Below are 13,042 nucleotides of genomic sequence, written 5' to 3'. Positions count from 1 at the left end.
GGCCGCCGTTCAGCAGGACCAGTCCCTGTCCGTGTCGAGGCCGCCCTCGCGGGGCTAAGGTCTTGAACCGTGCCGAGAACGTGCCCGGGCTGCTGAAGCCGACCCCGTGGCAGATCTCCGTGACCGACAGGTTCGCGGTCCGCAGCAGGGCCTGGCGCGCTCGATCCGGCGGTGCGTGAGGTACTGACCCGGTGTCTCGCCGTAGACCTCCCGGAAGGCGCGTATGAAGTGGAAGCGCGAATATCCGGCGTGCGCGGCGATCGCGGCCAGGTCGAGGTCCGGGTCGGCCCAGTCCCGGTCCATCGCGTCCTTGGCCAGCCTCAGCTGCCGCGTCCTGTCCATGTGACCGATGGTGGCACGGGGGTCCGACAACGGGTCCGCTACGCGAGGAAGGCCCCCGCTCGCGGGGGCCTTCCTCGCGTAGCCAACGGGGTCAGACGGGCTCGCTCACCGTCATCGCCGCCGGTGCGCCGTCACCGGTGTCGTCCTTCTTCGGGCCCGCGCCCTTCAGCGGGACCTCCGTCACGAAGACCGCCGCCACCAGGGCGAACACCACGATCACCGCGCCCAGCAGGAACGCCGAGTGGGTGCCCGAGGACACCGCGTGCTGGTAGGCCTCGCGGGCCGCCGCCGGCAGCTTCGCCAGACTCGCGGCGTCCAGCTGGGCGGACTGCTCGGTCGCCTGGGAGCCGAGCGCGCCTGCCTTCTCCGACATGACGTCCTGGACACGGCTGTTGAACAGGGCGCCCATGACCGCGACGCCGAAGGACGAGCCGAGGGTACGGAACAGGGTGGTGGACGAGGACGCCACACCCATGTCCTTCATCTCCACGCTGTTCTGCGCGACCAGCATGGTGATCTGCATCAGACAGCCCATGCCGAGCCCGACCACGGCCATGAAGACACCGGAGGTGAGGCGGGTGGTGTCCGTGTCCATCGTGGACAGCAGATACAGGCCGACGATCATCAGCGCGCTGCCGAGCAGCGGGAAGATCTTGTACCGGCCGGTGTTGGTGGTCACCCGGCCCGCGACCATCGAGGTCACCAGCATCGCGCCGAGCATCGGCAGGAGCAGCAGACCGGAGTTGGTGGCGGAGGCGCCCTGCACGGCCTGCTGGTAGAGCGGCAGGAAGAGCGTCGCGCCGAACATCACGAAGCCGACGACGAAGCCGATGACGGACATCAGCGTGAAGTTGCGGCTGCGGAAGATGTGCAGCGGAAGCACCGGTTCGGCGGCCTTGGTCTGCCAGAACACGAAGCCCACGAGGGACGCCACGCCGAGGCCGATCAGCTCCATGATCCGCGCGGAGCTCCAGGCGTACTCCGTGCCGCCCCAGGTCGTGACGAGCACGATGGAGGTGATGCCGACGGTCAGCAGCGCCACTCCGAGGTAGTCGATACCGGCCTTGGCCCGCTTCTTCGGCAGATGCAGTACGACACCGACGGCGGCCAGCGCTATCGCGCCGAGCGGCAGGTTGATGTAGAAGGCCCAGCGCCAGCCCCAGTTGTCGGTGATGGTGCCGCCGACCAGCGGTCCGCCGATCATCGCCAGCGCCATCACGGCGGCCATCATGCCCTGGTACTTGCCGCGCTCCCGGGGCGGGATGAGGTCGCCGATGATCGCCATGACGCCGACCATCAGACCGCCGGCGCCCAGACCCTGCACCGCGCGGAAGGCGATGAGCTGGCCCATGTCCTGGGCCATACCGCTGAGCGCGGAGCCGATCAGGAAGATCACGATGGACGTCATGAACGTGGCCTTGCGCCCGTACATGTCGCCGAGCTTCCCCCAGACCGGGGTGGAGGCCGCGGTGGCCAGGGTGTAGGCGGTGACCACCCAGGCCAGGTGCTCCAGGCCGCCCAGTTCGCCCACGATCGTCGGCATGGCCGTACCGATGATCATGTTGTCGAGCATCGCGAGCATCATCGCGACCATGAGGGCGAGCAGGACCACCCGCACGCTCCTCGGCTGTTTGCCGCCGTCCGTCTCCACGGCCCCCGCCGCTGGTGTGTCCGCCATGATTCCTTCTCCCCCGGCCACGGTGGTGACCACTGCTACTTACTTGCCGCCCGGCTAGTTCACTACACTGGGGAAAGCTAGACGCGTAACTAGCCGGGCGTCAAGTAAGTTTTCGCCAAGAGGGGTCTAGCAGGAGGATGGGCGGCACCATGGACGGCACCAGACAGCGGCGCCGCGGGAACACCCGCCAGCGCATCCAGGACGTGGCCCTCGAACTCTTCGCCGAGCAGGGCTACGAGAAGACCTCACTGCGCGAGATCGCCGAGCGCCTGGATGTCACGAAGGCGGCGCTGTACTACCACTTCAAGACGAAGGAAGAGATCCTCGTCGGCATCTTCGAGGACCTCTCGCGCCCGATGGAGGACCTGATCGAGTGGGGGCGGGGGCAGCCGCACTCGCTGGAGACCAAGCAGGAGATCATCCGCCGCTACAGCGAGGCACTCGCGGGCGCGGCCCCGCTCTTCCGCTTCATGCAGGAGAACCAGGCCACCATCCGTGAGCTGCGCATCGGCGAGATGTTCAAGACCCGCATGCTGGGGCTGCGGGACATCCTCATGGACCCGGACGCCGATCTGGTCGACCAGGTGCGCTGTGTCAGCGCCCTGTTCACCATGCACGCGGGGATGCACGTCCTCCAGGACGTCGAAAGCGACCCCGAGGAGAAGCGCAAGGCCGTCCTCGAGGTCGCCATCGATCTGATCACCCAGGCCCACCGGGGGTCCAAGGGCGCTTAGGCTGCCGCCCTCCAGGGCCGTCCGTCCGGTCAGACGGTGACGCCCTTGGCGCGCAGGAACTTCACCGGGTCGACGGCGGAGCCGTAGTTCGGGGTGGTGCGGATCTCGAAGTGCAGGTGGGGACCGCTGGAGTTGCCGGTGCTGCCGGACAGGGCGATCTTCTGGCCGGTCTTGACGACCTGCCCGATCTTCACGTCGACCTGCGACAGGTGGGCGTACTGCGAGTACGCGCCGTTGCCGTGCTTGATGACGACGGCGTTGCCGTACGCGGGACCGTCACCGGCGCCGTTGCCGCCGGCCTTGACGACCGTGCCGCCGTGCGCGGCCATGACCTTCGTGCCGGTCGGGACCGCGTAGTCCTGGCCGCTGTGCTTGTGCGCCCACATGCCGCCGTTCTGCGCGAAGCTCGCGGACAGCTTGTAGCTCTTGACCGGGTCGATCCAGGACACGGCCTTCTTCTTGGCGGCCGCCTTCGCCGCCTTCTTCGCCTGGGCGGCCTTCTTCGCCTTGGCCGCCTGGGCCTTGGCGGCCTTCTCCGCCTTCGCCGCCTGAGCCTTCGCGGCCTTCTCCGCCTTCGCCGCCTGGGCCTTCGCGGCCTTGGCCTGGGCGGCGGCCTGCGCCTCGACGGCACTGGCCGCACTGGCGGCACCGGACGCGGCCGTGATGTCGGCGGCGGCCGCGACCCCGGCTCCCATCACGACCGAAGCCCCCAGACCGGCGGCCAGGACGGCCGCACGGGTGCGGATCTGGGACGTGCGGAAGAAGCGGGGCGTGACGCGCTGGGACATCTGAACCTCATCGGGAAGGGGGCGTAGGAAAACCACCCGGCGGACGGATCCGCGACTCGGTGGTGATTCATTGGTAGCCCTTCCGGACATAACCGCGCAAAGGTGTGACCTACGACGGAAAGTCGTAGAACGCCATTGAGATGCAGATCTCTTGACGCACCACCCCTACCGGCTGAAACCGCCCATTTAGAGCTGATCGATCAGCACCGTGGGCCAAATGTCCGTTTTGCAGGATCCTTTTAGCCACTATTCCCGCTAGTACCGGACAAAGGGGCTGTGCAGCATGTCACCGGCGACCGGGTTCGGCCATTCCATAAATGTGGCGCAGGCCTCTAGGCGCCTACCGCCCGGTAACCCTACGGTTCACCTCGCGTCACCCTCGCAGACGAGCATGCACACGACATCCTGCAGCGTTACGGACGTGAGAGGACCCCGATATGACAACCCGACGCTCCTGGCCTGTCCGCGCATCGGCCACCGCTGTCTCCGCGGTCGCTCTGGTGGCCCTGGCCGCCCCGGCCGAGGCCGCCGCCCCCACGGCGGCGGCCGCGTCCCCGGTGGCGGCCGCCGCCGCGGCGGACGTCGACTACGACACCTGGCAGCGCGACTGCAGGGCGGTCATGGACCAGGCGCTGCCGTATCTGAAGGAGCGGATCGGGGACGCCGGGCCCGGCGAGAAGCAGGCGATCGTCCTCGACGTCGACAACACCGCGCTGGAGACCGACTTCGGCTTCGGCTTCCCCCAGCCCGCCAACGAGCCCGTGCTGGACGTCGCCGAGTACGCCCAGGACCACGGGGTGGCCGTCTTCTTCGTGACCGCCCGCCCCGGCATCATCCACGCACCCACCGAGTGGAACCTCGAACACGCCGGCTACGAGCCCGCCGGACTCCACGTACGCGGCTTCCTCGACCTGTTCCGGGACGTGGCCGAGTACAAGACGGCCCGGCGCGCCGCCATCGAGGCGAAGGGCTACACGATCGTCGCGAACATCGGCAACAGCGCGACCGACCTGTCGGGCGGGCACGCGGAGAGGACGTTCAAGCTGCCCGACTACGACGGTCAGCTCTCGTAACGCGGGCATGCGAAAGGGGCCGGTGCCCTCAGGCACCGGCCCCTTCTTGTCGCCGTGGGACGCCTACGCGTCCTTGCTCAGGTTCGGACCGGCTCCGCCGGCCGCCTGCTCGATCGGCGGGACGTCCGGCAGGGCCGCCTTCTCCTCACCCCGGAAGGTGAACGTGGCGGTCTCGCCCTCGCCCTCGGTGTCCACGACCACGATGTGACCGGGACGCAGCTCGCCGAAGAGGATCTTCTCCGACAGGCTGTCCTCGATCTCGCGCTGGATCGTGCGGCGCAGCGGCCGGGCGCCCAGCACGGGGTCGTAGCCCCGCTTGGACAGCAGCTCCTTGGCGGACTGGGAGAGCTCGATGCCCATGTCCCGGTCCTTCAGGCGCTCGTCCACCTTCTCGATCATCAGGTCGACGATCTTCAGGATGTCGTCCTGCGTGAGCTGCGGGAAGACCACCACGTCGTCGACCCGGTTGAGGAACTCGGGCCGGAAGTGCTGCTTGAGCTCGTCCTGGACCTTGTTCTTCATGCGCTCGTAGTTGGTCTTCGTGTCGCCGGCGGCGGCGAAGCCCAGGTTGAAGCCCTTGGAGATGTCCCTGGTGCCGAGGTTGGTCGTCATGATGATGACCGTGTTCTTGAAGTCCACGACCCGGCCCTGGGAGTCGGTCAGGCGACCGTCCTCCAGGATCTGCAGCAGCGAGTTGAAGATGTCCGGGTGGGCCTTCTCGACCTCGTCGAAGAGGACGACCGAGAACGGCTTGCGGCGCACCTTCTCCGTCAGCTGACCGCCCTCCTCGTAGCCCACGTAGCCGGGGGGCGAACCGAAGAGACGCGAGACCGTGTGCTTCTCACTGAACTCCGACATGTCGAGGGAGATCAGCGCGTCCTCGTCACCGAAGAGGAACTCCGCCAGCGCCTTGGACAGCTCGGTCTTACCGACACCGGACGGGCCGGCGAAGATGAACGAGCCACCGGGACGCTTCGGGTCCTTCAGGCCGGCACGCGTACGGCGGATCGCCTTGGACAGCGCCTTGACGGCGTCCTTCTGGCCGATGACCCGCTTGTGGAGCTCGTCCTCCATGCGCAGCAGGCGCGAGGACTCCTCCTCCGTGAGCTTGAAGACCGGGATACCGGTGGCCGTCGCGAGGACCTCGGCGATCAGGTCGCCGTCCACCTCGGCGACGACGTCCATGTCGCCGGCCTTCCACTCCTTCTCGCGCTTCGCCTTGGCGGAGAGGAGCTGCTTCTCCTTGTCGCGCAGGGAGGCGGCCTTCTCGAAGTCCTGCGAGTCGATCGCGGACTCCTTGTCCCGGCGGACACCGGCGATCTTCTCGTCGAACTCGCGCAGGTCCGGCGGCGCGGTCATCCGGCGGATACGCATCCGGGAGCCCGCCTCGTCGATCAGGTCGATCGCCTTGTCCGGCAGGAAGCGGTCCGAGATGTAGCGGTCGGCGAGCGTGGCCGCCTGCACCAGGGCCTCGTCCGTGATGGAGACGCGGTGGTGCGCCTCGTAGCGGTCGCGCAGGCCCTTGAGGATCTCGATCGTGTGCGGCAGGGACGGCTCCGCGACCTGGATGGGCTGGAAGCGTCGCTCGAGGGCGGCGTCCTTCTCCAGGTGCTTGCGGTACTCGTCCAGCGTGGTGGCACCGATGGTCTGCAGCTCACCGCGGGCCAGCATCGGCTTGAGGATGCTCGCGGCGTCGATGGCGCCCTCGGCGGCACCCGCACCGACCAGCGTGTGCAGCTCGTCGATGAACAGGATGATGTCGCCGCGGGTGCGGATCTCCTTGAGCACCTTCTTCAGGCGCTCCTCGAAGTCACCGCGGTAGCGGGAGCCGGCGACCAGCGCACCGAGGTCCAGGGTGTAGAGGTGCTTGTCCTTGAGGGTCTCGGGCACCTCGCCCTTGACGATCGCCTGCGCGAGGCCCTCGACGACGGCGGTCTTGCCGACGCCGGGCTCACCGATCAGCACCGGGTTGTTCTTCGTACGGCGGGACAGCACCTGCATGACCCGCTCGATCTCCTTCTCGCGCCCGATGACCGGGTCGAGCTTGGACTCACGAGCGGCCTGGGTGAGGTTCCGGCCGAACTGGTCGAGGACCAGGGACGTGGAGGGCGTGCCCTCGGCAGGACCGCCGGCGGTGGCGGTCTCCTTGCCCTGGTAACCGGAGAGCAGCTGGATGACCTGCTGCCGCACCCGGTTGAGGTCGGCACCCAGCTTGACCAGGACCTGGGCGGCGACACCCTCGCCCTCACGGATCAGGCCGAGCAGGATGTGCTCCGTGCCGATGTAGTTGTGGCCCAGCTGAAGGGCCTCGCGGAGCGACAGCTCCAGGACCTTCTTGGCACGGGGGGTGAAGGGGATGTGACCCGACGGGGCCTGCTGGCCCTGCCCGATGATCTCCTCCACCTGCTGGCGGACCGCCTCGAGCGAAATCCCGAGGCTCTCAAGGGCCTTGGCGGCGACACCCTCACCCTCGTGGATCAGGCCCAGGAGGATGTGCTCGGTGCCGATGTAGTTGTGGTTGAGCATCCGGGCTTCTTCCTGAGCCAGGACGACAACCCGCCGCGCGCGGTCGGTGAACCTCTCGAACATCGTTAATCGCTCCTCAGAGCGGTCAGGCAGTGGGGGGAACTTCCCCTCCCTGTCCTTCCGCAGCTTAGTCCCGCAAGCGGGGACCGCTCATTCCAACTGCCGACACCGTCGATGGCCTCCTGACCCCGCTCACGCCGACATCTGCTCCAACCCGATGGTGCGAGACGATGTTCCCGCAGGCCAGGCAGTTACCCCCATCGCCAGTACGCCCATGGCGAACGGGAGACGTCCCGCCCTGCGTGTCGCCCCCTCCCACTAGGGATGTCTTACCCGCTGCTACGGACAGTCCATGCCGAGTGCACGGGTTCCCTCCGCTACGGGCGAACAACCTTGCGCCTCCCCGCACCCCCGCACACCCCCCTGTTCGACACTGTTCGCTCATGGGTGAGCACCCAGCGTAACCCGTGGGGCGTCGAGGCGGTTGCGTCTGGCATGGTTCGCGCCGTCACCCCCGCAGTACCGCTCCCCCGCCACCCGCTCACGCCGGGCGACGACGACGTACGGCTCTGGTACGAGGACGTGCTGGGGTGGCCCACGGTGCCCGGGGAGCCGCCGCGGCTGAGGGTGGGGGTGCGCTTCGACGTCCTGGACGTGCCCGCGGAGGCGGGGTGCGCGGCGCTGGAACGCCTCGGGCGTTCGGGTGCTCTCGGGCGGGGGCTTCCCGTGGCGCTGCGCGGCGGCCGGATGCGGCTGCTGGTGGCGGCGGGCAGCGCGGAGGAGCTGCCGGGGCTGCTGGAGTGGCTGGACTGGGGTGCGCTGGAGCTGGACCTGGTGGCGGTCGGGACGGGGGGCCTCATGGAGGCGCCCTGTCCGCCGGCCGCGGTGTCCGGCAGCGCTGGTCCCGGTGCCGCCCGGACGCTTCCCCCGGGCCGGGGCGGTTCGCAGGGGGCCGCCGTATGGTTGCGGCCCCCCGAGCCGGGGAGCGGGGCCGGGGCCTCACTGCCGACGCTGTCGGCGATGGGCACGAGGGGTGCGCGGGGGGACGGTGCCGGCCCCCCGGATCTCGTGCGGCTGGTGGACACGGTGGCGACACAGGTTCACCGGGTCCGGCTGCGGCGTGCGGGGGCCGCCGCCGCGGGGGCCGTCGGTCAGCCGTTGGCCTTCTCGTAGGCCTCGCGGATGGACGCGGGGACACGGCCGCGGTCGTTGACCTCGTAGCCGTTCTCCTTCGCCCAGGCGCGGATGGCCGCGGTGTCCTGGCTGCCACCGGAGGAAGCGCGCGCCTTTCCACGACCGCCGGAAGCGCGGCCTCCGGTGCGGCGACCGCCCTTCACGTAAGCCTCGAGAAGGCCGCGGAGCTTGTCCGCATTGGCGGTGGTGAGATCGATCTCGTACGTCTTGCCGTCCAACGCGAACGTCACGGTCTCGTCCGCCTCGCCACCGTCGAGGTCATCGACAAGAAGGACCTGAACCTTCTGTGCCACCGGATTTCCTTTCATCGATAACTTGAGGGCTGGGCCGTACCGGCGTCCGCCGTATCGCCGTCCCTTGTTATATGCAGTACTGCAGTACTCCGGAAAGCAAACCGCTTTTGCCGTAAAAACACAAACCCCCGGCAGAGACCCACGGTCCCCTCCCGGCACGGAAACGTGCGCGTTTCGGACATAGGGCACCGCGCAGATCACAGATGCAGAAGCATCCGGCTGTTGCCCAAGGTGTTCGGTTTCACGCGTTCGAGACCGAGGAACTCCGCGACACCCTCGTCATAGGAACGCAGCAACTCCGCGTACACGTCGGTGTCGACGGGGGTCTCCCCGATCTCCACGAAGCCGTGCTTCCCGAAGAAGTCCACTTCGAAGGTGAGGCAGAATACGCGGCGAACACCGAGCCAGCGGGCGGTTTCCAGCAACTTCTCCAGCACCCGGTGGCCCACGCCCGCTCCCTTGAGGCCGGGCTTGACCGCGAGAGTGCGGACTTCCGCGAGGTCTTCCCACATCACGTGCAGGGCGCCGCAGCCGACGACCTCCGCGTTGTCGTCCCGTTCCGCGACCCAGAACTCCTGGATGTCCTCGTAAAGCGTCACCGTCGCTTTGTCGAGCAGGATGCGACCGCGGACGTAGGCGTCAAGGAGCCGACGCACGGCGGGGACATCGCTGGTGCGGGCCCGTCTGACGGTGATGGCTTTTGCGGGGACTTCGGGACTGTCTGCTGACATGAGCGGACGCTATCGTCCGCCGGGCTCCTCCGTGGCGCCGGGGCTCTGCTCCGCCGGCGTTTGGGGGAGCTGGACGATGCGGACCGCGTCGGTGAGAGCCTGCCGCTGTTCCTCGCTCATCATGCCGAAGAAGGCGACGAGAGCGGCGGCGGCGTTGTCGCTCTGCGACCACGCCTCGTTCATCAGGGCGGCGGCGTAGGCGGCGCGAGTGGAGACCGCCTCATATCGATAGGCCCTGCCTTCCGCCTCTCGGCGCACCCAGCCCTTCTGATGGAGATTGTCCAAAACGGTCATCACCGTGGTGTACGCGATGGACCGGTCCTTCTGAAGATCTTCCAGGACTTCCCGAACGGTCACCGGGCGGTTCCACTTCCACACCCGTGTCATGACCGTGTCTTCGAGTTCTCCCAAGGGACGAGGCACAACTCAGAACAATAGTGGGAGATACCGGCGATGGCGTGTCGAACGGGCACGTTCTGCTACACATGTGAACAAAAAGGGCGCACGACCGTGGGTCGTACGCCAGGGAGGGCTGGTCGGGGTGGATCAGGCTTCGGTGCGGGGCGCGGTGGGCTGGGGGCCCTGCGCCCGCGCGAGGGCCGCGTCGACGACCGCGTCCTCCTTGGTCTTGTTGGCGCCGCCCTGGGTCTTCACGATCACCCGGATGACGCCGATGAAGAGGACGGCCATGACGGCCGGGGGCAGGAGCGCGGAGACGTAGTCCATGGCTCCAGGGTAGGACAGGGCTCTCAGCCGGCGGCCAGGTGGTGGTCCGGCGCGGGCGGGGCGGGTTTGCGACGGGGGAAGACCTCGCCGGGGGTGGGGACGGGGCGGGGCGGCTTGGGGGCCGGGCCGGGCTGGGGGCGCGGTGTGGCGGGCGGCTGCTGCGCCGGGTCCTTCTCCTCCTCCCGGTCCTTCTCCGCTGCCGCGCGGCCACCGGGGAGGGCCAGGAGGAGGGTGCGCCGGCTGAGGTGCAGGAGGGCGGCGGCGGTGGGGTTGCCGCGCAGGGCCCTGAGCGCGGCCAGGTCGTCGGGGCGAGGACGGTATCCGGCGCCCAGCGCCTCCTCGAGGAGCGTGAGGTAGCCGGCCGCGGTGCCGGGAAGGGCGGCGCGGTAGCGGCCGAGGTCGGCCAGGAGGAAGGCGCGCAGCCGGCCGCTCTCCCGCGTCGCCTCGTCGAGGTCTTCGGCGAGGCGGAGGCAGTCCTGGAGGTCGTCGGCCGAGGCGGGGGCGGGGTCCAGGGCGAGGACAAGAGCGCGCCGAAGCACACGCAGTTCCTCCGCTCCGAATGCCAGTCCACCGCGAGATCCGTAAGGCGTGGGCATGCACCGACAATACGCGCTAATCAGACAAACCCCCACGCGTGTCACATACGTGGCGCGAGACGCCACCCGGGTGGGCGGAGCCCCACACCCCCGGCCCCACCACTCCCGCCACCCGCTCCGCGACTCCGCTCCCGCGACCCCGCCGCCCGCTCCGCGACTCCGCTCCCGCGACCCGCCACCCGCTCCGCGACTCCGCTCCCGCGACCCCGCCGCCCGCTCCGCGACTCCGCTCCCGTGAACTCCCTCCGCCCCGCCCCCGCGAATCCGCTCCCGCGCGGTCCCCGCCGCCCCGCCCCGCCGCTCCCGCGGTTCCCGCCGCCTCTTTCCCACTCCGCTCGCGCGAGTCCCCGCCCCGGTCCCGCGGTTCCCGCCGCCCCACTCCCCCGCCCCGCTCCCGCGACTCCGCTCCCGCGGGCAGTCGTGCCGCAGGGCGGCACGGGTGGGGGCACCCCGCCGTCGCCGGGCTGCGCCGACACCCCCCGCCCAGCCCTCGCACCGGGCCCCGCCCAACCCCGCCGAAGAGAGTCGACCGCGACGGCGCCGGGCAGCGCCGACACCCACGCGGGAGCACATGCGCCCCCTACATGCGCGACATGTTGCGTTCGTACACCAGCCGCAGTCCCACCAGCGTCAGCCACGGCTCATGCTCGTCGATGACCGAGCTCTCACCCAGCACCATCGGCGCCAGCCCACCCGTCGCGATCACCGTCACCTCGTCGGGATCGTCCGCCAGCTCACGGGCCATCCGGTTCACCACCCCGTCGACCTGCCCGGCGAACCCGTAGATGATGCCGGACTGCATCGCCTCCACCGTGTTCTTGCCGATCACACTCCGCGGCCGGGCCACCTCGATCTTCCGCAGCTGCGCACCGCGCACCCCGAGCGCCTCGACGGAGATCTCGATGCCGGGGGCGATGACACCGCCGATGTACTCCCCCCGCGCGGAGACCGCGTCGAACGTCGTCGCCGTACCGAAGTCCACGACGATCGCCGGCCCGCCGTAGAGGTCGACCGCGGCGACCGCGTTGATGATGCGGTCCGCCCCGACCTCCTTGGGGTTGTCGGTGAGGATCGGCACGCCCGTCTTCACCCCCGGCTCCACGAGCACCGCGGGCACGTCGCCGTAGTAGCGGCGGGTGACCTCACGCAGCTCGTGCAGCACGGACGGCACCGTCGCGCAGATCGCGATGCCGTCGATGCCGTCGCCCAGCTCTTCGCCGAGCAGCGGGTGCATGCCCATCAGGCCCTGGAGGAGAACCGCGAGCTCGTCCGCCGTACGGCGCGCGTCCGTGGAGATGCGCCAGTGTTCGACGATGTCGTCGCCGTCGAAGAGCCCCAGGACGGTGTGTGTGTTGCCTACGTCGATCGTCAGCAGCATGGCCGGTCCTACTCCGCAGCCCGCAGGTCGAGGCCGATGTCCAGGATGGGCGAGGAGTGGGTCAGGGCGCCCACGGCCAGGTAGTCGACGCCCGTGTCCGCGTACGCCTTCGCGTTGACGAGCGTGAGGCGGCCCGACGCCTCCAGCGCGGCCCGGCCGTCGACCAGCGCCACCGCCTCCGCGCACTCGCCCGGTGTGAAGTTGTCCAGCAGGATCAGGTCGGCGCCGGCGTCCAGCACGTCGCGCAGCTGGTGCAGGGTGTCGACCTCGACCTCGATCGGGACGTCGGGGAAGCGCTCGCGGACCGCGGTGAACGCCTCGGCGACACCGCCGGCCGCCACCACGTGGTTGTCCTTGACCAGGGCCGCGTCGGAGAGGGACATGCGGTGGTTGACGCCGCCGCCGCAGCGCACGGCGAACTTCTCCAGGCTGCGCAGTCCGGGAGTGGTCTTGCGGGTGTCGCGGACCTTCGCCCTGGTGCCTTCGAGGACGTCCGCCCACGCGCGCGTGGCGGTCGCGATGCCCGACAGCCGGCACAGGAGGTTCAGGGCGCTGCGTTCCGCGGTGAGGATGTCGCGGGTGCGGGTGGTGACGGAGAGCAGGGTCTGGCCGGCCTCGACTCGGTCGCCGTCCTCCGCGTGGCGTTCGACCTCGAACTCCTCCGTGCAGACGATCGACATGACCGCCTCGGCGATCCGCAGGCCCGCCACGGTGCCCGCCTCCCGCGCGGTGAAGTCGGCGGTGGCCACGGCGTCCTCGGAGATGGTCGCGACCGTCGTCACGTCCACTCCGTGGGCCAGGTCCTCCTGGAGGGCGACGTTGGCGATGTCCTCGACCTCGACGGGGTCGAGGCCGGCGTCGGCCAGGAGCTGGGCGAGCGCGGGGTCGAGGCCGCACTCCAGGTAGGCGTCCTCGTCGGCGCCACAGGCGCAGCCGTCGCCACAGCCGCCGGAGGAAACGAGGGGAAGGTCGGGGGTGGTCAC

Annotated in this window: 13 protein-coding genes and 1 pseudogene; 3 read left to right on the top strand and 11 right to left on the bottom strand. The window is 69.5% G+C overall.

The features are described 5' to 3' along the window. Positions 1–4 precede the first annotated feature (4 nt). Together ACGFR9_RS21990 and ACGFR9_RS21985 are read right to left on the bottom strand one after the other, a co-directional pair. A pseudogene (locus ACGFR9_RS21990) lies at positions 5–342 on the bottom strand (helix-turn-helix transcriptional regulator); the annotation flags it as partial. 91 nt (positions 343–433) lie between these two features. Further along, on the bottom strand, positions 434–2,020 hold the full coding sequence (locus ACGFR9_RS21985; RefSeq protein WP_393211177.1) for an MDR family MFS transporter: 1,587 nt from the start codon (positions 2,018–2,020) through the stop codon (positions 434–436). A gap of 137 nt (positions 2,021–2,157) precedes the next feature. Here ACGFR9_RS21985 and ACGFR9_RS21980 point away from each other — a divergent pair, with 137 nt between their 5' ends. After that, positions 2,158–2,754 (top strand): TetR/AcrR family transcriptional regulator, encoded by a 597-nt coding sequence (locus ACGFR9_RS21980; protein WP_393211174.1) that lies wholly within the window; start codon positions 2,158–2,160, stop codon positions 2,752–2,754. Positions 2,755–2,783: 29 nt separating this feature from the next. Here the strand turns inward: ACGFR9_RS21980 and ACGFR9_RS21975 are convergent, their stop codons facing one another. After that, on the bottom strand, positions 2,784–3,542 hold the full coding sequence (locus tag ACGFR9_RS21975; protein ID WP_393211171.1) for a M23 family metallopeptidase: 759 nt from the start codon (positions 3,540–3,542) through the stop codon (positions 2,784–2,786). Positions 3,543–3,979: 437 nt separating this feature from the next. Here ACGFR9_RS21975 and ACGFR9_RS21970 point away from each other — a divergent pair, with 437 nt between their 5' ends. Further along, positions 3,980–4,615, top strand: coding sequence for an HAD family acid phosphatase (locus ACGFR9_RS21970; RefSeq protein WP_393211168.1), 636 nt, complete (start codon positions 3,980–3,982; stop codon positions 4,613–4,615). A gap of 63 nt (positions 4,616–4,678) precedes the next feature. On the opposite strand, the gene ACGFR9_RS21965 is transcribed toward ACGFR9_RS21970, so the two are convergent. Continuing rightward, complete coding sequence (locus tag ACGFR9_RS21965) at positions 4,679–7,204, bottom strand: ATP-dependent Clp protease ATP-binding subunit (protein WP_311642954.1); 2,526 nt, start codon at positions 7,202–7,204, stop codon at positions 4,679–4,681. Between the two features lie 432 nt (positions 7,205–7,636). On the opposite strand from ACGFR9_RS21965, the gene ACGFR9_RS21960 reads away from it, so the two are divergent. Further along, positions 7,637–8,314, top strand: coding sequence for an SCO3374 family protein (locus ACGFR9_RS21960; RefSeq protein WP_393211165.1), 678 nt, complete (start codon positions 7,637–7,639; stop codon positions 8,312–8,314). Here ACGFR9_RS21960 and ACGFR9_RS21955 read toward each other — a convergent pair. The 7 genes from ACGFR9_RS21955 to nadC all read right to left on the bottom strand — a co-directional run bounded on the left by ACGFR9_RS21955 (position 8,293) and on the right by nadC (position 13,042). Further along, positions 8,293–8,628: an Lsr2 family protein gene (locus ACGFR9_RS21955; RefSeq protein ID WP_030224930.1), complete on the bottom strand. Its 336-nt coding sequence runs from the start codon at positions 8,626–8,628 to the stop codon at positions 8,293–8,295. The genes ACGFR9_RS21960 and ACGFR9_RS21955 overlap by 22 nt on opposite strands. 197 nt (positions 8,629–8,825) lie before the next feature. After that, the gene (locus ACGFR9_RS21950; RefSeq protein ID WP_393211162.1) at positions 8,826–9,359 is read right to left on the bottom strand and encodes an amino-acid N-acetyltransferase; all 534 of its coding nucleotides are present in this window, start codon (positions 9,357–9,359) and stop codon (positions 8,826–8,828) included. A 9-nt stretch (positions 9,360–9,368) separates the two neighbouring features. Then, entirely contained in the window at positions 9,369–9,782 is a 414-nt protein-coding gene (locus tag ACGFR9_RS21945; protein WP_393211159.1) for a BlaI/MecI/CopY family transcriptional regulator, read from the bottom strand. A 123-nt stretch (positions 9,783–9,905) separates the two neighbouring features. Further along, entirely contained in the window at positions 9,906–10,085 is a 180-nt protein-coding gene (locus ACGFR9_RS21940; RefSeq protein WP_393211156.1) for a hypothetical protein, read from the bottom strand. Positions 10,086–10,108: 23 nt separating this feature from the next. Next, positions 10,109–10,681 carry a hypothetical protein gene (locus ACGFR9_RS21935; protein WP_393211153.1) on the bottom strand — a complete coding sequence of 191 codons (573 nt, stop codon included), beginning with the start codon at positions 10,679–10,681 and terminating at the stop codon, positions 10,109–10,111. A gap of 580 nt (positions 10,682–11,261) precedes the next feature. Beyond that, positions 11,262–12,059 (bottom strand): type III pantothenate kinase, encoded by a 798-nt coding sequence (locus ACGFR9_RS21930; RefSeq protein WP_030224937.1) that lies wholly within the window; start codon positions 12,057–12,059, stop codon positions 11,262–11,264. An 8-nt stretch (positions 12,060–12,067) separates the two neighbouring features. Then, entirely contained in the window at positions 12,068–13,042 is a 975-nt protein-coding gene (nadC, locus tag ACGFR9_RS21925) for a carboxylating nicotinate-nucleotide diphosphorylase (RefSeq protein ID WP_393211151.1), read from the bottom strand.

It is taken from the genome of Streptomyces sp. NPDC048584, assembly GCF_043199595.1.
Lineage (GTDB): Bacteria > Actinomycetota > Actinomycetes > Streptomycetales > Streptomycetaceae > Streptomyces > Streptomyces edwardsiae.
Note: the sequence above shows the minus strand (reverse complement) of the source record. Positions and strands in the feature narration are given on the sequence as shown.

Bases quoted from the DNA above. Each gene is read 5' to 3' on its own strand.
- ACGFR9_RS21985 (WP_393211177.1), bottom strand. From the start codon at position 2,020: ATGGCGGACACACCAGCGGCGGGGGCCGTGGAGACGGACGGCGGCAAA.
- ACGFR9_RS21980 (WP_393211174.1), top strand. From the start codon at position 2,158: ATGGGCGGCACCATGGACGGCACCAGACAGCGGCGCCGCGGGAACACC.
- ACGFR9_RS21975 (WP_393211171.1), bottom strand. From the start codon at position 3,542: ATGTCCCAGCGCGTCACGCCCCGCTTCTTCCGCACGTCCCAGATCCGC.
- ACGFR9_RS21970 (WP_393211168.1), top strand. From the start codon at position 3,980: ATGACAACCCGACGCTCCTGGCCTGTCCGCGCATCGGCCACCGCTGTC.
- ACGFR9_RS21965 (WP_311642954.1), bottom strand. From the start codon at position 7,204: ATGTTCGAGAGGTTCACCGACCGCGCGCGGCGGGTTGTCGTCCTGGCT.
- ACGFR9_RS21960 (WP_393211165.1), top strand. From the start codon at position 7,637: ATGGTTCGCGCCGTCACCCCCGCAGTACCGCTCCCCCGCCACCCGCTC.
- ACGFR9_RS21950 (WP_393211162.1), bottom strand. From the start codon at position 9,359: ATGTCAGCAGACAGTCCCGAAGTCCCCGCAAAAGCCATCACCGTCAGA.
- ACGFR9_RS21940 (WP_393211156.1), bottom strand. From the start codon at position 10,085: ATGGACTACGTCTCCGCGCTCCTGCCCCCGGCCGTCATGGCCGTCCTC.
- ACGFR9_RS21935 (WP_393211153.1), bottom strand. From the start codon at position 10,681: ATGCCCACGCCTTACGGATCTCGCGGTGGACTGGCATTCGGAGCGGAG.
- ACGFR9_RS21930 (WP_030224937.1), bottom strand. From the start codon at position 12,059: ATGCTGCTGACGATCGACGTAGGCAACACACACACCGTCCTGGGGCTC.